Genomic DNA, 21,430 nt, shown 5'->3' with positions numbered 1-21,430 from the left:
TTTAAGTATAGAAGGTGTTTCCATACCCATAATCTATTCAACCTTTCTGGAAAAGTCTTTTCTTTGCTCAAATTAGAAAAGCGCCAGAGCCTTCATCGGCTCACCCATAACAGATAAGGATCCGACAGAAAAGTCCGGATTTGATTTTTATGGCGAACCCCTTCTGACCGAGGAGCTATCATCAATGCGAAATTTTTTTCTTTCTAAACATTAAAAAAGTCAAAGTCAAGATAAGCCTGACTTTGACTTTCCTTTTGCGGGATGAAGTTACTCATTTCCGCTCAGTATTATTTTTTATCGTCGTTTACTTCTTCATATTCAGCATCAACTACATTGTCATCTTGTTTCGCTTCTGCTGCACCTTCAGCACCTTGTTGCTGTTTTGCAGCTTCTTCATACAATTTCATAGATAATTGCTGAACGATTTCTTGAAGCTCATCTTTTTTCGTTCTGATTTCTTCAAGCTCATTTTTCTCAATAGCAGCTTTTAATGCATCTTTCGCTTCGTTCGCTTTTGCAACGTCAGCTTCGTCTACTTTACCTTCAAGATCTTTAAGAGTCTTTTCAGTAGTGAATACTAGCTGATCAGCTTCATTGCGAAGCTCAACTTCTTCTTTGCGTGCTTTATCAGCATCTGCATTTTCTTCTGCTTCTTTTACCATGCGTTCGATTTCTTCATCACTTAAACCTGTTGAAGATTTAATTGTGATTGTTTGTTCTTTGTTTGTGCCTAAATCTTTTGCACGAACATTTACGATTCCGTTTTTATCAATATCGAATGATACCTCGATTTGCGGAACTCCGCGCGGAGCTGGGGGAATATCCGTTAATTGGAAACGGCCTAATGTTTTATTATCTGCAGACATCGGGCGCTCACCTTGAAGAACATGGATGTCTACAGCTGTTTGGCTGTCAGCAGCCGTTGAGAATACTTGTGATTTGCTTGTTGGAATCGTCGTGTTGCGCTCGATTAACTTCGTAAATACGCCGCCCATTGTTTCAATCCCAAGTGAAAGTGGTGTTACGTCAAGTAAAACAACATCTTTAACGTCGCCTGTGATAACTCCGCCTTGAATTGCTGCGCCAAGTGCTACAACTTCATCTGGGTTAACACCTTTTGACGGCTCTTGGCCAAGCTCTTTTTTGATTGTTTCTACAACTGCAGGTATACGAGTAGATCCTCCAACAAGGATTACTTTGTCAATTTCATTTTTAGAAAGACCAGCATCTTTAAGCGCCTGGCGAACTGGACCCATTGTTCTCTCAACTAGATCAGAAGAAAGCTCTTCGAATTTAGCACGTGACAATGTCACTTCTAAGTGAAGCGGCCCAGCTTCTCCAGCTGTGATAAATGGCAATGAAATCTGTGTTGAAGATACACCGGAAAGATCTTTCTTAGCTTTTTCAGCAGCATCCTTCAAACGCTGAAGAGCCATTTTGTCTTTTGAAAGGTCGATGCCATTTTCTTTTTTGAATTCGGAAACTAGATAATCAATGATTACTTGGTCAAAATCATCTCCGCCAAGACGGTTGTCACCAGCTGTTGAACGAACTTCAAATACTCCATCTCCAAGTTCTAAAACGGATACGTCAAATGTACCGCCGCCTAAATCGTAAACAAGGATCGTTTGATCTTGGTCTGTTTTATCTAAACCATATGCAAGTGCTGCTGCAGTTGGTTCGTTGATTATACGCTCTACTTCAAGTCCTGCAATTTTACCTGCATCTTTTGTTGCCTGACGCTCAGCATCATTGAAGTATGCCGGTACTGTAATAACGGCTTTTGTAACCGGCTCGCCTAAATAGTCTTCTGCATATGCTTTTAAGTGCTGAAGAATGATCGCAGAGATCTGCTGAGGAGTATTTTCCTTGCCTTCAACCTCTACTTTATAGTCCGTTCCCATATGTCGTTTGATGGACATAATTGTGTTTGGATTTGTAATAGCCTGGCGTTTTGCAACTTCACCAACCTGGCGCTCGCCATTTTTAAATGCTACTACTGAAGGAGTTGTGCGGTTGCCTTCTGCATTTGGAATAACCTTAGGTTCTCCACCTTCTAATACTGCAACACATGAGTTTGTTGTACCTAAATCGATGCCGATAATTTTCCCCATCGTAGAAACCTCCTAATATGTAAGTTATTGATTGACTTTAACCATAGCTGGTCTGATAATGCGGTCTTTTAATTTGTAGCCTTTTTGGAATTCTTCAATGACAACATTGGATTCATATTGATCATCTTCTACCTGCATGACTGCCTGATGAAGATGCGGGTCAAACGGCTGGCCTTCTGCTTGAATGGCTTCAATTCCTTCATTTTGCAGAGCCTGCACCAGCTGGCGATAAACCATTTCCATTCCCTGTAGTAAGGATTGTGTTTTTTCGTCATCCGTATCTATTTTTAACGCTCTTTCAAAATTATCAAGAGCTGGCAGTATTTCGGTTATCAGATTTTGAGAACGATATTTTTGAGCAGCCTCAAGATCAAGCCGTGCTCTTCTTCTGAAGTTATCTAGATCTGCCTGTACGCGGTACATACGATTTTCAGTTTCACTAAGCTTGGCATCAAGCTCTTCAATCTTAGCTTTGGCTGCAGATAACTCATCAGATTCCTGCGCTTGTTCAGCTTGTGTTTCAGAATCCATTGATTCGCCCTCTTGGTTTACCAATGTTTCTTCTTGTTCAGAAGCTGTTCCATTTTCTTTTAAGCTTTCTTTTGCTTCGTTAGTCAATTTCTTTCACCTCCCTTAAAGTGCAAAGCCATGGAAAGGGAGCGGAAAGCAATTTTCCGCTCTCTTACAATATGGACAATGTTTTTATGAGTGATACAGATTAGTTAAGGCTTTGGACATATCTTTTGTGACTCTCTGCAGCAGACTGATAACACGGGAGTACTCCATTCTTGTCGGACCAAGAACCGCAATCCGCCCTATTTGTTTATTATCAACAGAATAGGTTGCAGTGATCAGACTGCAATTTTCCATTGCAATGTTCTGATTCTCTTTGCCGATTTTAATTGTAATCCCTGAATCATAGGCCTGAAGAATATTATATAATTCCTGCTCTTCTTCAATCATTGTCAAAAGCGTTCTGACACGTGAGATATCATTGAATTCCGGCTGGCTTAACATATTTGTTTTCCCGCCGAAATATATTTTTTCATTTGCGTTCATCGTAAATGTTCCGGATAGAACTTTCATGATGGAATCATAGTTTTGTATATGATTCCTCAGCAAGTTTACTATTTCTTTGTATATTTTGTCATGCAATTCGACAATCGGAACATTAAATAATCGCTCATTTAATATGTTAACCATTTTTTCAATATCCTGCGGATCAATTGTTCCTGGAAAAGAAATGGTTCTATTTTCAACATGGCCCGTATTTGTCACAATAATTGCAACAGCAGTATCTTCACTGATTGGAACGATCTGAATTCGTTTCAGCCGATTTTCGTTTACTTTAGGACCAAGAATAATTGACGTATAATTCGTTAAATCCGAAAGAATCTGAGCAGACTTCTGCACTACCTTTTCAAGCTCAAATATACGTTCTGTAAAGACAGATTTAATTGTAACAACATCCATATTCGTCAGTTTCTGCGGAGCAAGCAAGTGATCCACATAATAGCGGTATCCTTTCTCCGAAGGAACTCTGCCTGATGAACTGTGAGTCTTTTCAATGAAACCCATTTCTTCAAGATCTGCCATTTCATTTCGGATTGTTGCAGAACTGAATGTGATCGATTCCTTCTTAGACAATGTTCTTGAGCCTACCGGCTGAGCAGATTGAATAAAATCATCAACAATGACCTGAAGGATTAAAAGCTGACGATCTGTTAGCATTATCATCACCTCTGTTAGCACTCTGTATGCGCGAGTGCTAAATCTATAATAAAAAGTATCAAATCAAACGATAATTGTCAATTATTTAGATTAAATTCCCCTATAGTTTATGTTTAATTAACGAAAGAAAGTAAAACAAAAAGACACACGCAAAAACGTCGTCTTTTCTGTTTACCCTATTCGGAAGGGATAACACCTAAAAATGCCTGAAAAACTTCATTTCCCAGCAATTTCCCTTTATGTGTAAGTGAAATGGAATCTTGATGATCATTTAATAGGCCTTTTTCTGTTTGTTCTTGAATCTGGTAACCAAACACTTTTGTTAAAGGCATGCTAAACTTATCGGCAAATCTCTTTTTGCTCACTCCAGCAGATTTACGCAAGCCAAGAAAAAGTTCTTCTTCCATCTTTTCAGCTTCAGTTACTTGATGCTCATTCAGATAGGGAAAACCTGTTTCCCCAATCAGCTGCATATATTTTTTTAAAGGACCTGCATTTGCACGCCGGATATTGCCTGTGTAACTGTGCGCTCCAGCTCCGATTCCGTAGTACTCATCATTATTCCAATAAGTAAGATTATGCCTGCTTTCATAACCGGGAAGGGCAAAATTGCTGATTTCGTATTGATGAAAACCGTGCTGCTCCATTTCTTCCATGAGATATTCATACATGAGGGCCTCTTCTTCCTGAGGAGGAAGAGTCAATCTGCCTTTTGACATTAAGTTATAAAAGACAGTTTTAGGCTCAACAATGAGTGAATACGAAGAATAGTGCTGGACATCCAGGCCAAATGCGATCCTAAGCGAATCTCTGAAATCGCTGATTGTCTGCCCCGGCAGTCCGTACATCAGATCAATGCTTATATTGTCAAAGCCTGCTTTTTTGGCAAGCTCAATACTTTTCATAACATCAGCCGAACGGTGTGTGCGGCCAATTTTTTCAAGCAGCTCATCGTTAAATGTCTGCACTCCGAAACTCAAGCGGTTTACTCCAAGGTCTCTCATCACTTTAAGCTTTTCATATGAAAGATCGCCAGGATTTGCTTCTACGGCAAATTCATGTAAAGAAGGAAGTGGCTTAAATTCTTCATTTATAGCTTTCAGCAGCTTTTCCATTTGTTTTTCGTTTAAAGCAGTAGGCGTTCCTCCGCCAATAAAAATCGTTTCAAGGGAATCCTCCGGGTATTTTAAAAGAGTGTTTCTCATTTCCATTTGCATGCTGTCAAGGTACTCATCAACAGGCTGATTTTTCAAAAAGACCTTGTTAAAGTCGCAATAATGACAGATTTGTTCACAAAAAGGAATGTGAAGATATGCAGCTTTGACCATTTTTCTCACCTTCTAATAAAGAAGCCGCAGTGCGTTGACTGCGGCAAATGTTTTTTCTTACGTTATCATAGTTTAAGTTTGAATGTAAATGATCCTGAATTAATTGTCATCCATTTTCAGAACAGCCATGAAGGCTTCCTGAGGAACTTCTACAGAACCAACCGTTTTCATTCGTTTCTTACCTTCTTTTTGTTTTTCAAGAAGTTTGCGTTTACGGGAAATATCTCCTCCGTAGCATTTGGCAAGAACGTTTTTGCGCATAGCTTTGATCGTAGAACGTGCAACCACTTTTTGGCCGATTGCAGCCTGAATCGGCACCTCGAATTGCTGGCGCGGAATCAATTCTTTTAACTTCTCTACAATGATTTTACCGCGGTCATAGGCTGAATCTCTGTGAACAATAAATGACAGAGCATCAATTTTCTCATTGTTGAGCAGGATATCCATTTTCACAAGCTGGGATGTTTTATATCCAATCAGCTCATAATCAAATGATGCATATCCTTTTGTGTTTGATTTTAATTGGTCAAAGAAATCATATACAATTTCAGATAATGGAAGTTCATAAACAATGCTCACTCTATTTTCATCCAAATATTGCATGTCGATAAAGTTGCCTCGTTTATTTTGGCAAAGTTCCATCACCGCACCTACATAATCGTTTGGAACCATAACGGTGGCTTTCACGTATGGCTCTTCGATCCGGTCAATCTTTTGCGGATCAGGAAGATTTGATGGATTATCAATCCGGACTTCGCTACCATCTGTCAAAAAGACATTGTAAATAACACTTGGTGCGGTTGTAATTAAATCGATTTTAAATTCACGTTCAATCCGTTCCTGGATAATTTCCATATGCAGCAGTCCAAGGAATCCGCAGCGGAAGCCGAAACCAAGAGCCTGAGACGTTTCCGGTTCATATTGAAGCGCAGAATCATTCAGCTCCAATCTTTCTAATGCCTCGCGAAGATCGTTGTATCTTGCAGTATCAATTGGATACAGACCGCAATACACCATTGGATTTAATTTACGGTAGCCTGGAAGTGCCTCTGTTGCACCATTTTTCGCATCCGTAATCGTGTCCCCGACTCTTGTATCGCCGACATTTTTAATGGCAGCTGTTAAAAATCCAACATCACCAACATTTAATTCATCAAGCAAAAGAGCTTTAGGTGTAAAGACACCGACCTCTGTTACTTCAAATTCTTTGCCGGTTGCCATCATCTTGATTTTCTGTCCGACTTTAACTGTTCCGTCAACAACTCGAATGTATGCCACTACACCGCGGTATGCGTCATATAAGGAGTCGAAGATAAGCGCTTTAAGCGGCGCATCAGGATCACCTTGAGGAGCAGGCACCTTTTCAACAACCTGTTCCAATATTTCTTCAATTCCGATTCCAGCTTTAGCTGAAGCGAGAACAGCTTCTGAAGCATCAAGACCGATTACATCTTCAATTTCCTGGCGAACACGTTCAGGATCAGCGCTTGGAAGGTCAATCTTGTTGATAATTGGAAGAATTTCCAGATCATTATCAAGAGCCAAATAAACATTCGCAAGGGTTTGAGCCTCAATTCCCTGAGCAGCATCAACAACCAATACAGCTCCTTCACATGCAGCCAGACTGCGGGAAACCTCGTATGTAAAATCGACATGTCCCGGTGTATCAATCAAATGGAAAATATATTCTTCTCCATCTTTTGCTTTATATCTTAATTGAACGGCATTTAATTTAATTGTTATTCCGCGTTCTCTCTCAAGATCCATTGAGTCAAGAAGCTGATTTTTCATTTCCCGTTGTGTCAACGCTGACGTTTTTTCAAGGATCCGGTCCGCAAGCGTTGATTTGCCGTGGTCAATATGGGCAATAATCGAGAAATTGCGTATTTTGGATTGTCTATTTAATTTATCTTCTTTATTCTTCATAATCGTTCTATCACTCCTACTAAACTGGCCAATGCACTAAATTTAATTATATCAATAGGGGAAGTAACATTCAACTGGGAAAAGCGGAACCGCCCGTTTAGCTCCGACAGACAGATAAGGATCCGTCATAAAAGGCGCTTTTTGCCTTTACTGGCGGAGCCGTTCTGGCCGAGGAGTTGGGCGGTGGAGCTGGACAATGGGAAAAGCGGAACCGACTGTTCAGACCCGACAAACAGATAAGAATTCACCCGAAAAGTCCGGGTTTGACTTTTTTTGGATTTTGTTCTGGCCGAGGGGCTAGGAGTTTAGTTAACAGCTTAGATTGCCTTTTTTTAGCCGAAGCAGGTTTATCCGCTAAACAAAATATGGGAAGCCCTAAAACGGACTTCCCTTCAGCATATTCCATTGATCCATTATTGAAACAGGCTTTCAACCAGTCCTGCTAAAAATGTGATAAAGCCAGTTATGACTGCATTTGCAAGAGTAGCAAATTTTTTGCCCAGCTGGGAAAAGAAATTGAATGCTTCCATTTCCTCAAGTTTTTCCTGTTTTTCTTCGAGATTATGGCTGACGCCTAAAACGGAAGCTTCCAATTCTCCTGATGAATCATTTTTCACTTCAAAAGCGCTGCTCAAATTCGGGTCTTCATATCCTTTCATTTTTACAAGACCCTGATTGGCCTGCTGCATGCCAAACAGAACACCAAGCAGCAATATTGAGCTTAGGACAAAGCACTTTAGCATGAATTTCATCATCATACTTCCCTCTAATCCTTATTTTTTTTCAGCAGCTGAATCCGCATCCGCTTTTTCAGCCTGCCAGTAATATTCGCTGAAAATATCCGCTACTGCGTCTGCTGTTCGATTCAATTCATCAAGATTATTATCAATCCCGCCGAATTCAATTAACATGGCGTTTTGAGTCAGGTCCTGATTAAACAGGCTGTTTGATCCTGGTGAATCCTTAAGAAAAACTCCTCTGCTGAGTCCCGGGTATTTAGCTTCTATTCTTTTATGAAGCTCTGATGCCAATTGTTTGTTTTTGTCATGAAGCGGATTCTTTCCTCCAATGACAAATGCCACCTTGGCATATTTTTTGCCGTTAATATCTGCTGTTGTAATTTTATACCGCTGAGAATCACGGTGAATATCGATTACATAATCCAGCTCTTTATTCCCTGCTATCGCTGTTTCGACTGTCGGCCTGGACATAGAGTAGGCTTTTGTAAAAGACCAGCCTTTTTCATTCAGCTTCTTCATGAAATTTGTTTTATCAACGTTTGTTCCTATTCCTTGGTCTTCAAGCGATTTTCCGAGCCTGTCTCCAACGAGAGTTACGTTTGCTTCAGAATGATAAGCACTGTTTGCATTTTTCACATTTTTTAACATAGGCAAATAGGATTCTGTTGTATGTGTATGGTAAATGTAAACAACTTTGCGTTCGCCTGTCGTCGCTATAGGCGGTGTTTTGGACTGATCGGACTGATCGTCCGCCCCTTTTAAGTCAGCAATTGATGCTTCCCGCTCCTCTAACAGCACCTCTGTTGGAGGCGGGGATTCAATAGGCATCGTTGTATAAACTGTACCTTCTCCAGCCACTACGATTTCGCTGTCAAACAGGGTGAATCCAGGAAGTTCCCTTCCAAGGAGACTCCGCGGATCCTCCGGATTAATGCTTGTAGCCGCTTTAAAAAATAAAGAAGAAACACTTGGAGGTTTAGCCTCTTTAGGTAAATCCTGAACAAAATAGCGATTTTCGAAACCAAGTAGATGAATAAAGGAATCACCTGTAATATTATTTGTTAATTCATTAATTGATTTGGATGTGATCCTATATTCTGGATTTAGGGAAGTAAGCGCGCCTGAAAGCAAAAATACGAGCATAAACCCGATAAAGCTGAGTGCAAATCCTTTTTTCAAGCTTGTCCCATTCAGAGTCACTATTATTCCGCGATTATTACGAGAATGCTTCATCTTCTTCCTCCTTCAAAGCTTGCCTGCTTAACTATATGCAGGAGCCGGAGAAAGTAGACTATTTTTTAATGGGTATATGACCTCGCGTTGCTGCTGTCCACCTGCTGATGAAGTGCCTCATTCAGCCCATTTGCCACTACAGTTGCCATGTCATCAATAAATGTATCCACTTCTTTTGGAGTCACCATTAAATTATGCCCAAGCGGAGATAGAACTTCATGAATCAGTCTTCTTTTTTCTTCATCTTCAAGGGTTCCAATAATCCCAAGGAACTGCTGTCTATGTTCATCAGAAGGAAGATCTTCATCAGACAGCACCCTCTTTTCTCCAAATGACATCCCAGCGGGAGTGAGGGACTTAGAAGGGCGGTCTCCTTCCTTCATCTCTCTTCCGAAGTGCTTTAAGATAAAGTCAATCGTATCACTTGTTATCGATACCGCATCAACAACCGTCGGAATCCCAAGCGCAATAACAGGAATGCCCAGAGTATCCATGCTCAACTCTTTTCGTTTGTTTCCTACACCAGATCCGGGATGAATGCCGGTGTCTGAAATTTGAATGGTTGTATTTACACGCTCTATCGATCTTGCAGCCAGCGCATCAATGGCAATGACAAAATCCGGTTTGCTTTTTTCAATAATACCGGTAATAATATCACTTGTTTCAATCCCGGTAATTCCCATTACTCCAGGTGAAATAGCGCTTACTGGCCTGAAGCCTTCCTGTACATTTTCAGGCTGCAGCTGAAATAAATGACGTGTAACAAGAAGGTTTTCAACAACACGGGGACCAAGCGAATCTGGTGTTACATTCCAGTTGCCAAGTCCCACAACTAGACAGCTTGCATCCTTTGGAATCTTCAGACCATCCATAAAACTGCTGAATTCTTTTGCAAAAACGTCGACAACTTGATTTTGCAAAGCTGTATCTTTTTGGCGAATTCCCTGTACTTCAAGTGTCAAGTAATTTCCCGGTTTCTTTCCCGTAAGCTCTGCACCCTTCTCAGTAATTTGGAGAGATGTTATTTTAACTCCATTATCGTTCTGCTCTTTGACAATAACGCCTTCCATTTCGGGTGATTTCTTTTCAGGCTCAGATGTTTTAGATTCAGCTGCCATATCGCGTGCTTCAATGGCCAAATCTGTTCGAACTGAATACATACTCAAATCTAAAGGTTCTTTCACTATCATAACCTCCTGGCTGCATAGTCTTTCTTATTATGTATTTTTGCCTTAATTTGCAGGTTTCATTCTTGACATGTATAAGCCGTGATAATTTCCTTTACAATTATATTGCAATCTATATGTCCGTTTGATAAAATATCACTTGTTCTTATTATTGATGAAAATGTCGAGTATAATAGATCTCGAATGCTTTTTAGGAGGTGAAACGAATGCCAAACATCAAATCTGCAATCAAACGCACAAAAACTAACGCTGAGCGCAATGCACACAATGTAACAATCAAATCTGCAATGCGTACTGCTATTAAAAAAGTAGAAGCTCTAGTTGTTAACAATGATGCTGACAATGCAAAAGCTGCACTAGCTGTAGCTTCTAAAAGAATTGACAAAGCTGCTCAAAGTGGTCTAATCCACAAAAACGCTGCTGCTCGTTACAAATCTCGTTTAACGAAATCTGTAAACGGTCTTTCAGCATAATAAAAAAATCCTCTTCCCGAGAAGAGGATTTTTTTTATGGACTTTATTTGAATAAGCGGAGTAGAAATAATTCAACAGCAAGTCTTTTGTCCGTTTTTCCGGTTTTCATTTCATAGTCTGCGTCACCAAGCTGATTCATGATCGATGTCAGTTCTGAGGATTGAAAAAGCTGTGCCTGCTGCATGGCCAGTTTCACACGGAATGGGTGCACCTTGAGGTTTCCCGCAATTTGCTGCTGTCCATATCCCAGAACAGACAGCTCTTTCACTTGAAGAATCAGTCTGAATTGATTAATCAGCAAGGATAAGATTTTTATCGGTTCCTCGTTTGCTTTCAGCAGATCATAAAAAATCTGCATGGCACGAGTTCTGTCTTTGCGGATAACCTTCTCAATCAATTCAAAAATATTCTGCTCAAGTGTTCTTGAAACAAGGGAAGAAACAATGTCTTCCGTTATTGTTCCGCCTTCACCCGCATATGTACCCAACTTTTTCATTTCTTGTGAGATGGCCATTAAATTGCCGGCTGACAGCATATAAAGCTGATCTCTTGCTGAATTTTCAAGTGCAATGGCATTTGCATCTGCCAATTCATTCATCCACTTCTTTGTTTCATGCTCAGAAAATCCATTTATCTCTACAGCTTCTGTCATTTTTTTAACAGCTTTTGTAATTTTTTTTCTTTCATCAAGTTTTTCGTAGGGGGCCACAATAACCAAAATGGTGTATGGAGCAGGACTTTTTAAATATTCCTCTAATTTTTCGATGCGGTGTTCTATTTTTTCTTTCTTTTTTTCACTCGTTAAAAATTGAGGATTCTTAAGAATAACCACTCTTTTTTCACCTAAAAAAGGAAGTGTTTCTGCATCTTCAATGGCGGACTCCAATGGGGTCTCTGACAGGTCATACTGTGCAAGATTAAAGTCCATCTCAGAAGGATCCAACGCAGCTTCAATAATAAGCTGAACGGTTTCCTGAATAAGGTAAGATTCCTTTCCAAGAAGCAGGTATGCCGGCTTCAGCTGTTTATTTTTTAAATCTTTCCAGACGTTTGATATCATTTTATCACCCAGTTTCAATCATTCTTTTCTAATCCTATCGGTACCCTGCCTGTTTAGCAAGTGCGGATTATATAAATGGGCAAAATGAATAGGGAACAGGCTCAGCCGGTTCCCATATATATAAACGCCACCGCATATGCCCCAGGATACATATGCAGGTAAGCGATCAATATGTTGTATATATTTTTCTCACTCTGATGAGTTTCTATTTGTGTAAAGTGTTGTCAAAACCTGATTGGAAAATGATAGATTTTTTAAATGATTTGGCTTATACTATAAGGCATATAGGAGGGGTAAATTGTGAATGAATTTGAAAAGAATGTTCAAAGCAAACGCAACGATGCAGTAGACTCAGGAGTTGGATTTGTCGTTTCTTTTGGCTTTTTTGCCACTATTTTCGTATTAGCGACAGTTATTAAGTTAATCGGTTCATGACAACCCTTACATAGAGACTGCAGAGCAGTCTCTTTTTCATTGTCCAGCACAAGCGCCTGACTTCTCGGTCAGAACGGATCTGCCTGACAGAACTGCCCAAGGCGCTTCCGCTTTTCTAATTGCAAAAATCATTTATCTGATACGTTATCGTATGGAGGCTGAACGGAAAACGTTCCACTATCTCCACTAAATTTAAAAGTAATCGAACCATGATCCTTCGTTTGAAGAATTTCCATCCCATATTTCTGAAGCAGCCCGATCACTTCATTATGAGGATGATGATACCGGTTGTTCTCCCCTGCTGAAATTAAAGCAATCTTTGGCTGAAGCTGCTTTAAAAACGAATCTGAAGTAGACCCCTTGCTTCCATGATGTCCAACCTTTAATACATCGGTTTTTAATCCTTTATATTTTTCTAGAATACGCTTTTCTCCTTCGTGCTCAAGATCACCTGTAAACAGCCAGTTTAAGCCCCCAATCTTAGCAAATATAACGAGTGAATCGTCATTTTTACTCTCTGACAACGCGATTGGAGATACGATGTTCAATTTGAAAAATGAGTCAGATACAGCGTCCCCGCTTTTCAATACGGACACCTCGGTTCCTTTACTTTTCGCTTTATCAATGATTTCCTGCTCAAATTCTCCTCTTAAAAAACCATATGGCACAATCAGCTCTCTGACACGAATTTCATCAAGAAGTTTGGTAACCTCACCCGCATGATCTGCATCTCCATGAGTCAAAATCAATTTATCAAGTGTTCTTTTGCCTTTTGATTTTAGAAAAGGAATAAGAGTATCTTCAGCGATCGAATAAGGATTGCTTTTTTCTTTCCATTTTTCCTGATTAAATGAGAGTATGCCGCCCGTATCAATTAAGTATGTCCCCTGATTATGCGGTGCTGAGAGATAAATGGAGTCACCCTGACCGACATCAAGCATCACGATCTCGCCTGTCTGTACGAAATACTCCGATTCGTACTGATAAAAAAGGAGAAGGACAATGAATAAAACGAATAGCCGCATTTCTATCAATCGATTGGACTTCTCGTAAACGATAAAAGCCAGGCAAAGGAATACGGTAAATAGAAAAAGAAACAGAAAAGATGGTTTGCCAAACAGAAGCATGAAGGAAGGCAAGCTGTTGATAAACAGAACAATGTTATTGCTTATTTTCAGCAAAAGATCCGTTACGGCTATGAGGATTGAGCCTAATGGAGAAAAAATAATCATCCCAAACACTGAGGCCAGTGATAAAGGGAGAATGACCACAGAATAAAAAGGCACAAATAGAATATTCATTGGCAGGCTTAAAATGGAAATTTGATAAAAGCTGTACAAAATAATCGGAAGGGATGCGAGCTGGGCTACTGACGAAACTGCCAGCAGCTGATAAAAGCGGTTGGGGATTTTTGAAAAAGCCCGGGCTGACAGGATGAGCGCAATACTTACAGAAAAGGACAATTGAAATCCAACATTAAATAAATAATATGGATCAGCAAATAGCAGAACAAGGAACGTAACAGAAATAACATCAATCGTGGAAAGCTGCAGCTTCATTTGTTTTGATGCAAGATAAAGCATGCTCATCCCTGCAGCCCTGAGAACGGAGGGTGCCCCTCCAGCGATTATGCAGTAAACCGGCAGGGACAAGATTAAAAGAAGTTTCGTTTTTTCATGTGTCATTCCCGTTCTGATCAGAAAATAGTATAGTCCAGAAACTAAAATACCGACATGGAGACCAGAGATTGCAAGCAAATGAACGATGCCCAGCTCCTGATATGCCTTGTTTATATCCTCGGAAATATGAGAACGTTCCCCGTACAAAAGAGCTTGTACAATCCCTTTGGATTCCTTTGGAAACACATCAGAAATAAATTGAATTCCATCTTGTCTGTATTCTTTCAATTTTTCTACTAATGTTTGATCTGAATTCCTGCATTGATCAATAGAATCGGCAGTCAGCACCCAATGGATTCTATTGTATTTTAGGTAATCTGAATAATCAAAAGCATTCGGGTTCGTTGCATGTTTAGGGGGCTTTAATTCCCCTTTAAATGTACAAGATGTACTTATTTCCAATAGTTTGAACCTGTTTTTCTCTTCCTCTGAACTGAAATAGTATACGGCAGTTATCTTTTCTTTGTTAACATTTATAACACCTTTCAATTGATTCCCGTCTATTTCAGGAAAGTCAGCGAATTTGCCTTGAACAGTAATTCTGCCTTCAGCGAATCCTGTAATATTGCCTTTTTCTTCTGCGTAAAAATGAAGAATGAAGAGGGTGAAAATGCCCATACAGCCAATCAGCAAAGTCATTTTTTTGCGTAAAAGAAGATGTGCATAAAAGAGAAGTATAATGAAGAGGGAAATCGGGTCGAATGGAAATTTTGCAGCAGCAACGGCTAAACCGGCTGCTGCCGCAAAATAGATGAGCTTTCCTTGATAGCTTATTTTAGACATGCCGAAATTATACGTTGCTTTTGAACAGCTTTTTTGCTTTTTCTAAAAGCGTATTCCGCTCAGGGTCATCATTTAATTTTTCAAGCAATTCATCAATAAATTTTCTCTGTTCGGAAGCTAAAGGGTCCTCATTCGTCTCAACCTGCTCTACATGAACACCTGCTTGTTCAAATAGCTCGGCTGCATACGGGTGATTTTTGTAGCTTTCAGCAAAATAGACCTTTTTGATGCCGCTTTGAATAAGGGCTTTGCAGCATTGCAGACAAGGAAAATGTGTTACATATATTTCTGCTCCTGCGGTCGGCACGCCAAATTTAGCACATTGCAGCAAAGCATTCATTTCTGCATGAATGGTTCTCACACAGTGATTATCGATTACATAGCATCCCTCATCAATGCAATGGACACCTCCTGCAATCGAACCGTTATATCCTCCGGCAATAATGCGCTTGTCCCTGACGATTGTTGCTCCTACTGCAAGGCGAGTACATGTGCTTCTTAGCGCAAGCAGATGACTTTGTGCCATAAAATACTGATTCCAGGAAATTCTGTTCATGTTATCCCCCATTTGTAGAAGTAGCTGTAGCTCTTCCTTTAGTGTATCGATAGAAGGAAAAGCCCGTCAATTCATTTTACAGAAATACTGTCTTTAAATTTTTCGAATGATTTTTCTCCTATCCCTGGAACGTTCATGAGATCCTCAATCGTTTTGAAACCTCCCGCTTCTTCCCGGTAAGAAAGAATGGCTTCCGCCTTTGCCGGGCCAATTCCTGTGAGCGTCTGGAGCTCTTCTGCTGTTGCATGATTAAGATTGACCTTCTGTTCTCCCGCGTCAACTCCAGCTGCTGCAGGCTGCTGAACGTTATCTTCTGCTGTCTCTCCGAGTTTTGGGATATAGACAACCATTCCGTCTTCAAGCATCGCTGCAAGATTGATTTGGACCGCATCCGCAGCTTTCGTTAAGCCGCCAGCTTTTTCAATAACATGATGAAACCTTTCTCCATGCTTCATTTCATATACACCAGGCTTTTGAACTTCCCCTTTTACATCAACAATGACTGTCTGCTCTTCATTGGCAGCATCTGAATCGGGATCCTCTTCTAAAACCTGTTCTCCGATTAATAAAGAAGCTTCATCTTTGTCCATTTGAGTGCTTTGTTCGGAAGGAATTGAGTTTTGCTGCATTTGATACAGAAACAGAGCTGCAGAAATTCCTATTAAACCAAGTAAGTATTTATATTTTTTTAGAATTTCCATTCATTACTCCTTCATGTGATTCATATTTTTTTAACTTTTTTCATAAAGTGTAGGAGAAAGTATGTTAAAGGAGGGGATGAAACATTGAACGCAGGCTTTATTGGAACAGGGAATATGGGGAAAATATTAATTGAAGCGTTTATTGAATCGAATGCACTTAAGCCCTCAGCCATTCATATTACAAATCGTACGTTTGAGAAAGCTGCAAACCTGAAAAAACAGTATCCAAGAATAAACTTATATTTAACGCCTGATGAAATCGCTCGGCAATCTGAGCTTATTTTTATATGCGTAAAGCCGCTTGACATTTACCCCCTTTTAGTTAAATTATCACCCTATTTACGAAAAGATCAGTGCATTATCTCTATAACTAGTCCCATTAATGTTGAGCAGCTTCAGTCTATTGTTGATTGTCAGGTCGCCCGTGCCATACCAAGCATTACAAATCGGGCTCTATCAGGTGTTTCTTTACTTACTTATGGAAACTGCAGCCCATCTATGCGGAAGTCAATCGAAGAATTATTTCAGGCCATTTCAAATCCTTTTACAATTGAAGATCACATAACAAGAGTTTCATCCGATATTGTCAGCTGCGGCCCGGCTTTTTTCAGCTATCTTCTCCAAAGATTTATTGATGCGGCAGTCAGAGAAACGGAAATTACAAAACATCAGGCTGTCCAGTTAACGAGTGAAATGGTAATAGGGCTTGGAAAGCTTTTAGAGAGCGAACTGTATACACTTCCAACTTTACAGGAGAAGGTGTGTGTAAAAGGCGGTGTAACAGGTGAAGGCATCAGTGTAATGGAGGCTGAAATTGGTGAGGTGTTTGAGCACTTATTTCAGAGAACCCACAGGAAATACAATGAGGACTTAAGAGAGGTAAAAGAACAATTCGAAAGGTATGAGTGATACCTAAGGAATTCTCCATCAAATTATATTTTCCTTCCTGCTCATAAAAAAAACCATCGAAAAAATCCGATGGTTTTTTATTTCTTTGCAGCAACAAAAAAGATTCTCTCAGAATGTTGTTCAGGAGGCTGATTTTTAAAATCTGCACTGACCTCAAGCAAAGTAAATCCAGCTTGACCAAGCATCTCTTCATATTGATTAACAGAATAAGTTCTTTGAATATGATATTCGTCGAATCGCTCATACATTGAGCCCCGTCTTACAAAAAAGGACAAATCGTGTTCAATGCTGTCCGGCGCATCTCCAATAAAGCTGTTCCATATATAGCTGACTTCATCGTTATTATCAGCAAATGTAGCTTCATTAAATATTTCATGTATTTTGTATAATGAATGCACATCAAAAACAAGAATCCCGCCAGGAGCAAGCTGCTCAAATGCAGCATGCAATGCCGCATGAACATCTTCTTCCGACTGAAGGTAATTAAGAGAATCACAGCATATGAAGATGCCGTCAAATAATTGTCCAAGTTCACCGGGCAATCTCATATCATGCTGAAAATAAGGAATGCTTAATCCCATTTCAGCCGTTTTCTGAAAGGCAATCGACAGCATTTCTTCGCTGATATCCATACCTGTAACTTGGTAACCTTTTTGTTTCAGCCTGATGGAAATTTCTCCAGTTCCGCAGCCTAAATCAAGCACATTGGTCCCGCCATTTCCGAACATGAACATCCTTTCATGAAGAAATTCTGTCCAAAGCGTATAAGGAGCCTCTTTCATCAGTTCATCGTAAATCTCGGCAAACCCTTTATAAATCATTGTGTAAGGACACTCTCCAGATTTTCAGAAGGTGCATCTCCCCAAAGTTTTTCAAGCTTGTAATAGTTGCGCTCGTCTTTATGGAAGACGTGTGCAACTACATCACCCATATCAATCAGAACCCATCGCGCCTCATCAAACCCTTCTAGACGTTTCACTTCAATGCCGTTTTGTCCCGCTTGATCCTTCATCTCTCGTGCAATTGCCTGAACTTGTTTATCTGAATTTCCGTGACAAATTAAGAAGTAATCTGCAATTAATGAGATTCCTTCCATTTTCAGAGCTACGATATCTTCTCCTCTTTTGTCATCTGCTGCTTTTGCTACAATTTCCAGCGTTTCTTTACCAGTCAATATAATGTTCCTCCTTTTTCTTCAAAAACCAAAAAATTATAAGATTGCAGAGTCTGCGGATAAATTGGCTGATTTTTTTTCAGCAAAAATAAAATCGTATTTTTCATTGACACTATCAGCGCTTTGTTTAAATCGTTCTTTGCAAGTTCTCTTACTTCATCTGCACCGGGAAAGATTCTGCCCGGTTCAATATAATCTGCTACATATATAACTTTATCAAGCAGCGTCATATTTTCTCTTCCTGATGTATGATACCTGATTGCATCCAGAATTTCTTTATCCTTAATTCCTGCTTCTTTTTCTGCAAGATAAGCACCAACAGGAGCATGCCATAGTTCCGGACTGTGAATCAACAATTCCTTAGTCATATTCTGCTCGATAATGATTTGTTTCATCTCATCTTTTCTGCGAAACTTTGCATAATCATGAAAAATGGCTGCTGTCTCGGCTTTTTTCACATCTGCTCCATATAGCCTTGCGAGTACAATTGCCGTTTCCATTACTCCGATTGTATGCTCATATCTGTGATCTGTTAAATGTTCCTTCACTAGTGCTAATGCTTTTTCACGGTCCATATAAGTGATTCTCCTCAATATAGCCTCTCACTTCATCCGGCAGTAAATAATCTGTGGCATGCCCAAGTCTTATCCGCTCTCTAAGCATAGTAGAAGATACTTCAAAGATTGGCGCATCGACTTCAATGATTGGATATTCTGTATCTGATTCAAAGCCTGCACGTTTAACGCCAACAAATTGAACAAGTTCAATCAGCTGATCAACTTTATGCCATTGGGGCAGAAACTCTATCATGTCTGCCCCAATAATAAAATAAAACGAGCAGTCTGGATATTGGTTTTTCAGCAATATAATTGTATCGTATGTGTACGACGGGCCATTTCTCTCAAATTCAATGCTCTGTACCTTAAACCCTGGCCGCTTTTCTGTACACAACTGAAGCATTTGCAGCCTATGTATGCTGTCAGTTGTGACGTCACTGTCCTTGTGGGGCGGATTTTGGTTTGGCATAAACCAAATTTCATGAAGATGAAGAGAATGCAATACTTCACTTGCCATTAATAAGTGTCCAAAATGGGGAGGGTCAAATGTACCTCCAAATATTCCGATTTTCCTCATCATCTCCACCTCTCTATTTATCTAGGCAGCTTAAGTTGTTTATTTTCTTTTGATTCTTTATATAAAACAATTGTGTTCCCGATCACTTGAACAAGCTCAGCTTTTGCCCCTTTTGACAGCGCTTCTGCTACTGAATCTCGATCCTCTTCACAGTTCTGAAGAACACTGACTTTGATCAATTCTCTGACTTCAAGCACATCAGCGATCTGCTGGATCATATTTTCATTAACCCCGCCTTTCCCCACTTGGAAAATCGGGTTTAAATGATGTGCTTCTGCACGTAAAAAACGTTTCTGTTTACCAGTTAACATGTAAATCCTCCTAATTGTTCGTAAACTAATTCACTCATTCTTGCTGTATCGGGCTTTTCACCGGTCCAAATTTCAAATGAAAGAGCTGCCTGATGAACAAACATCCCGACTCCATTCAATGTTTTTGCTCCGGCCTCTTCTGCTTCCTTTAAAAGGGCTGTCTTCACAGGATTATAGACGATGTCACTCACAATAGAACCTTTTTTAAGGTTTGTCACCTCAAAAGGCTTCTGCGAAGTATTCGGGTGCATCCCGATCGAAGTTGTCTGAATGATGACATCAAAGTTTGAAAGTCTCTGCTCTGACTCGCTGAGCGAAAGAACACTTCCGGCACTTCCGGCAGGACATTCCTCCATAAGCTGCTCTGCTTTTGAAAGGGTTCTGTTGGCAAGATCAATGTTCGCGCAGCCTTCAGCAGCCAGAGTAAAGTAAATCGCTCTTGCCGCTCCGCCTGCGCCAATAATTAAATATCTCTGCTCGTGCAGAGGCTTGTTCAGAAGATGTTTTAAAGACTGTAAATATCCCTGACCATCTGTATTATACCCTACTAAACAGCCATCTTTATTAAGAACGGTATTAACCGCTCCGAGGAGTTCAGCACTCTTATCAAGCTTGTCTAAAAATGGGATAATGGAAACCTTATGCGGAATTGTCACATTAAAACCCGCTATTCCTAAAGCCTTCATTCCTGCTATCGCAGCCTGTAAATCATCTTTCTCAACATGAAAAGCATGATAGGAAGCTTTTATCTCTTTTTGCAAAAAAGCATCATTGTGTATAAGCGGTGACATGGAATGCCCGACAGGACATCCAATCAGTCCATATACTCTATTCATAAAGTCTCTCCCAATCAGATTAATGATGGTCTTAATGTAACATTTACACCTTTAGGGGCATACGCCGTTACTTTCTTATTCCCTTCGTTTACCGTCACCCAGCCAAGTCCGGAGAAAACAATATCTGTTTTATCTTCCTTGATTGTAAATTCATGTGCAGTAAGTTCAGGGAATTCTTCCAGCTGCTCCATTCTTGGAGGCGTAAGCATATCGCCTGCGTGCCTTTTGTACAGATCATCTGCATTTTCCTGTTTCGTCCGATGAATATTCAGTTCGGAAGGGACATAGCATGTCAAAGAAGTTCTTCCGCCGCTTAAATAATCCAGGCGTGCAAGTCCGCCGAAGAATAAAGTCTGCATTTCATTTAATTGAAAAACCTTTGGCTTGACTTCCTTTTTAGGAGACAAAAGCTTGAGGTCGTTTTTATCTACGAAATGGGCCATTTGATGATGATTAATGATTCCAGGTGTATCATATAATGAGGACCCGTCATCAAGCGGGATCTCGATTAAATCGAGAGTAGTACCTGGGAAGTGAGAAGTCGTAATAACGTCTTTTTCTCCCGATACTTCTTTAATAATCCGGTTAATAAACGTAGATTTCCCAACATTCGTACAGCCCACTACATATACATCCTGACCTTCGCGGTATTGCTCAATCGCATCGGTTACTTCCGGAATACCCTGTCCTCTCGCAGAACTGATCAGGAAAACATCAACAGGATTTAATCCAAATTCCTTCGCTTCACGCTTCATCCAGCTGATTAATTTTTGCTTCTTAACGGATTTCGGCAAGATATCCGCTTTATTTCCAACAAGCAAAATTGGATTTCCTCCAACGAAACGCTGAAGACCATTCAGCCAGCTTCCGTTGAAATCAAAAATATCCACGATTTTCACGACAAGAGCATTTGTATCTCCTATACCGTGCAGGATCTTAAGGAAATCTTCATCAGTTAATGAAACATCTTGTATTTCATTGTAATTTTTCAGACGAAAGCATCTTTGGCAAATCATAACTTCCTTTTGCAGTGTACTCTCAGGCGCATATCCAAGCTCGTCCTGATTTCCCGTTTGAATCTTTACACCGCAGCCAATGCAAACAAATTGTTCTTCTATCA

At 40.1% G+C, this 21,430-nt stretch carries 22 protein-coding genes; 3 read left to right on the top strand and 19 right to left on the bottom strand.

The window, feature by feature from the left end; translation table 11 throughout:
• Nucleotides 1-287: 287 nt before the first annotated feature.
• From dnaK to gpr, 8 genes are all read right to left on the bottom strand, one after another.
• Nucleotides 288-2,114, bottom strand: a complete 1,827-nt coding sequence (gene dnaK, locus QFZ72_RS09280; RefSeq protein ID WP_307432208.1) for a molecular chaperone DnaK — start codon at nt 2,112-2,114, stop codon at nt 288-290.
• Between the two features lie 24 nt (nt 2,115-2,138).
• Complete coding sequence (gene grpE / locus QFZ72_RS09275; protein ID WP_307439678.1) at nt 2,139-2,645, bottom strand: nucleotide exchange factor GrpE; 507 nt, start codon at nt 2,643-2,645, stop codon at nt 2,139-2,141.
• 171 nt (nt 2,646-2,816) lie between these two features.
• Nucleotides 2,817-3,845, bottom strand: coding sequence for a heat-inducible transcriptional repressor HrcA (gene hrcA, locus QFZ72_RS09270; RefSeq protein WP_223436812.1), 1,029 nt, complete (start codon nt 3,843-3,845; stop codon nt 2,817-2,819).
• A 176-nt stretch (nt 3,846-4,021) separates the two neighbouring features.
• Complete coding sequence (hemW, locus tag QFZ72_RS09265; protein WP_307432205.1) at nt 4,022-5,173, bottom strand: radical SAM family heme chaperone HemW; 1,152 nt, start codon at nt 5,171-5,173, stop codon at nt 4,022-4,024.
• Between the two features lie 99 nt (nt 5,174-5,272).
• Nucleotides 5,273-7,099, bottom strand: coding sequence for a translation elongation factor 4 (lepA, locus tag QFZ72_RS09260; RefSeq protein WP_307432202.1), 1,827 nt, complete (start codon nt 7,097-7,099; stop codon nt 5,273-5,275).
• Between the two features lie 413 nt (nt 7,100-7,512).
• Nucleotides 7,513-7,851: a YqxA family protein gene (locus tag QFZ72_RS09255; RefSeq protein WP_307432199.1), complete on the bottom strand. Its 339-nt coding sequence runs from the start codon at nt 7,849-7,851 to the stop codon at nt 7,513-7,515.
• A 21-nt stretch (nt 7,852-7,872) separates the two neighbouring features.
• The gene (gene spoIIP, locus QFZ72_RS09250; RefSeq protein WP_307432196.1) at nt 7,873-9,072 is read right to left on the bottom strand and encodes a stage II sporulation protein P; all 1,200 of its coding nucleotides are present in this window, start codon (nt 9,070-9,072) and stop codon (nt 7,873-7,875) included.
• A 65-nt stretch (nt 9,073-9,137) separates the two neighbouring features.
• Nucleotides 9,138-10,256, bottom strand: coding sequence for a GPR endopeptidase (gpr, locus tag QFZ72_RS09245; protein WP_307432193.1), 1,119 nt, complete (start codon nt 10,254-10,256; stop codon nt 9,138-9,140).
• 209 nt (nt 10,257-10,465) lie between these two features.
• On the opposite strand from gpr, the gene rpsT reads away from it, so the two are divergent.
• Nucleotides 10,466-10,732 (top strand): 30S ribosomal protein S20, encoded by a 267-nt coding sequence (gene rpsT / locus QFZ72_RS09240; RefSeq protein WP_307432190.1) that lies wholly within the window; start codon nt 10,466-10,468, stop codon nt 10,730-10,732.
• Nucleotides 10,733-10,775: 43 nt separating this feature from the next.
• On the opposite strand, the gene holA is transcribed toward rpsT, so the two are convergent.
• The gene (gene holA / locus QFZ72_RS09235; RefSeq protein WP_307432187.1) at nt 10,776-11,792 is read right to left on the bottom strand and encodes a DNA polymerase III subunit delta; all 1,017 of its coding nucleotides are present in this window, start codon (nt 11,790-11,792) and stop codon (nt 10,776-10,778) included.
• Between the two features lie 300 nt (nt 11,793-12,092).
• Between holA and QFZ72_RS09230 the strand changes: the two genes are divergently transcribed.
• Nucleotides 12,093-12,227: a YqzM family protein gene (locus QFZ72_RS09230; protein ID WP_223436824.1), complete on the top strand. Its 135-nt coding sequence runs from the start codon at nt 12,093-12,095 to the stop codon at nt 12,225-12,227.
• A 128-nt stretch (nt 12,228-12,355) separates the two neighbouring features.
• On the opposite strand, the gene QFZ72_RS09225 is transcribed toward QFZ72_RS09230, so the two are convergent.
• The 3 genes from QFZ72_RS09225 to QFZ72_RS09215 form a co-directional block, all read right to left on the bottom strand.
• The gene (locus tag QFZ72_RS09225; protein ID WP_307432184.1) at nt 12,356-14,689 is read right to left on the bottom strand and encodes a DNA internalization-related competence protein ComEC/Rec2; all 2,334 of its coding nucleotides are present in this window, start codon (nt 14,687-14,689) and stop codon (nt 12,356-12,358) included.
• Between the two features lie 7 nt (nt 14,690-14,696).
• Entirely contained in the window at nt 14,697-15,245 is a 549-nt protein-coding gene (locus QFZ72_RS09220) for a ComE operon protein 2 (protein WP_307432181.1), read from the bottom strand.
• Nucleotides 15,246-15,316: 71 nt separating this feature from the next.
• Nucleotides 15,317-15,946: a helix-hairpin-helix domain-containing protein gene (locus QFZ72_RS09215; protein ID WP_307432177.1), complete on the bottom strand. Its 630-nt coding sequence runs from the start codon at nt 15,944-15,946 to the stop codon at nt 15,317-15,319.
• An 84-nt stretch (nt 15,947-16,030) separates the two neighbouring features.
• Between QFZ72_RS09215 and comER the strand changes: the two genes are divergently transcribed.
• Nucleotides 16,031-16,855: a late competence protein ComER gene (gene comER, locus QFZ72_RS09210; RefSeq protein ID WP_307432175.1), complete on the top strand. Its 825-nt coding sequence runs from the start codon at nt 16,031-16,033 to the stop codon at nt 16,853-16,855.
• Between the two features lie 77 nt (nt 16,856-16,932).
• Here the strand turns inward: comER and QFZ72_RS09205 are convergent, their stop codons facing one another.
• Genes QFZ72_RS09205 through yqeH form a run of 7 tightly spaced genes read right to left on the bottom strand, consistent with a single transcriptional unit; the run spans nt 16,933 to nt 21,428 of the window.
• The gene (locus tag QFZ72_RS09205; protein WP_307432173.1) at nt 16,933-17,676 is read right to left on the bottom strand and encodes a class I SAM-dependent DNA methyltransferase; all 744 of its coding nucleotides are present in this window, start codon (nt 17,674-17,676) and stop codon (nt 16,933-16,935) included.
• Entirely contained in the window at nt 17,673-18,029 is a 357-nt protein-coding gene (gene rsfS, locus QFZ72_RS09200) for a ribosome silencing factor (protein WP_307432170.1), read from the bottom strand. The genes QFZ72_RS09205 and rsfS overlap by 4 nt, the downstream gene beginning before the upstream one ends.
• Nucleotides 18,026-18,604: a bis(5'-nucleosyl)-tetraphosphatase (symmetrical) YqeK gene (gene yqeK / locus QFZ72_RS09195; protein WP_307432167.1), complete on the bottom strand. Its 579-nt coding sequence runs from the start codon at nt 18,602-18,604 to the stop codon at nt 18,026-18,028. Before yqeK ends, rsfS begins: the two co-directional genes overlap by 4 nt.
• Nucleotides 18,594-19,163 carry a nicotinate-nucleotide adenylyltransferase gene (locus QFZ72_RS09190; RefSeq protein ID WP_307432164.1) on the bottom strand — a complete coding sequence of 190 codons (570 nt, stop codon included), beginning with the start codon at nt 19,161-19,163 and terminating at the stop codon, nt 18,594-18,596. The genes yqeK and QFZ72_RS09190 overlap by 11 nt, the downstream gene beginning before the upstream one ends.
• 17 nt (nt 19,164-19,180) lie before the next feature.
• Nucleotides 19,181-19,474 (bottom strand): ribosome assembly RNA-binding protein YhbY, encoded by a 294-nt coding sequence (yhbY, locus tag QFZ72_RS09185; RefSeq protein WP_252201665.1) that lies wholly within the window; start codon nt 19,472-19,474, stop codon nt 19,181-19,183.
• Complete coding sequence (gene aroE / locus QFZ72_RS09180; protein WP_307432160.1) at nt 19,468-20,310, bottom strand: shikimate dehydrogenase; 843 nt, start codon at nt 20,308-20,310, stop codon at nt 19,468-19,470. Before aroE ends, yhbY begins: the two co-directional genes overlap by 7 nt.
• A 14-nt stretch (nt 20,311-20,324) precedes the next feature.
• Complete coding sequence (gene yqeH, locus QFZ72_RS09175) at nt 20,325-21,428, bottom strand: ribosome biogenesis GTPase YqeH (protein WP_373464673.1); 1,104 nt, start codon at nt 21,426-21,428, stop codon at nt 20,325-20,327.
• Nucleotides 21,429-21,430 lie beyond the last annotated feature (2 nt).

The sequence above is a fragment of the Bacillus sp. V2I10 genome, assembly GCF_030817055.1.
Taxonomy (GTDB): Bacteria; Bacillota; Bacilli; order Bacillales; family Bacillaceae; genus Bacillus_P.
This window is presented reverse-complemented; position numbering and strand designations above follow the sequence as displayed.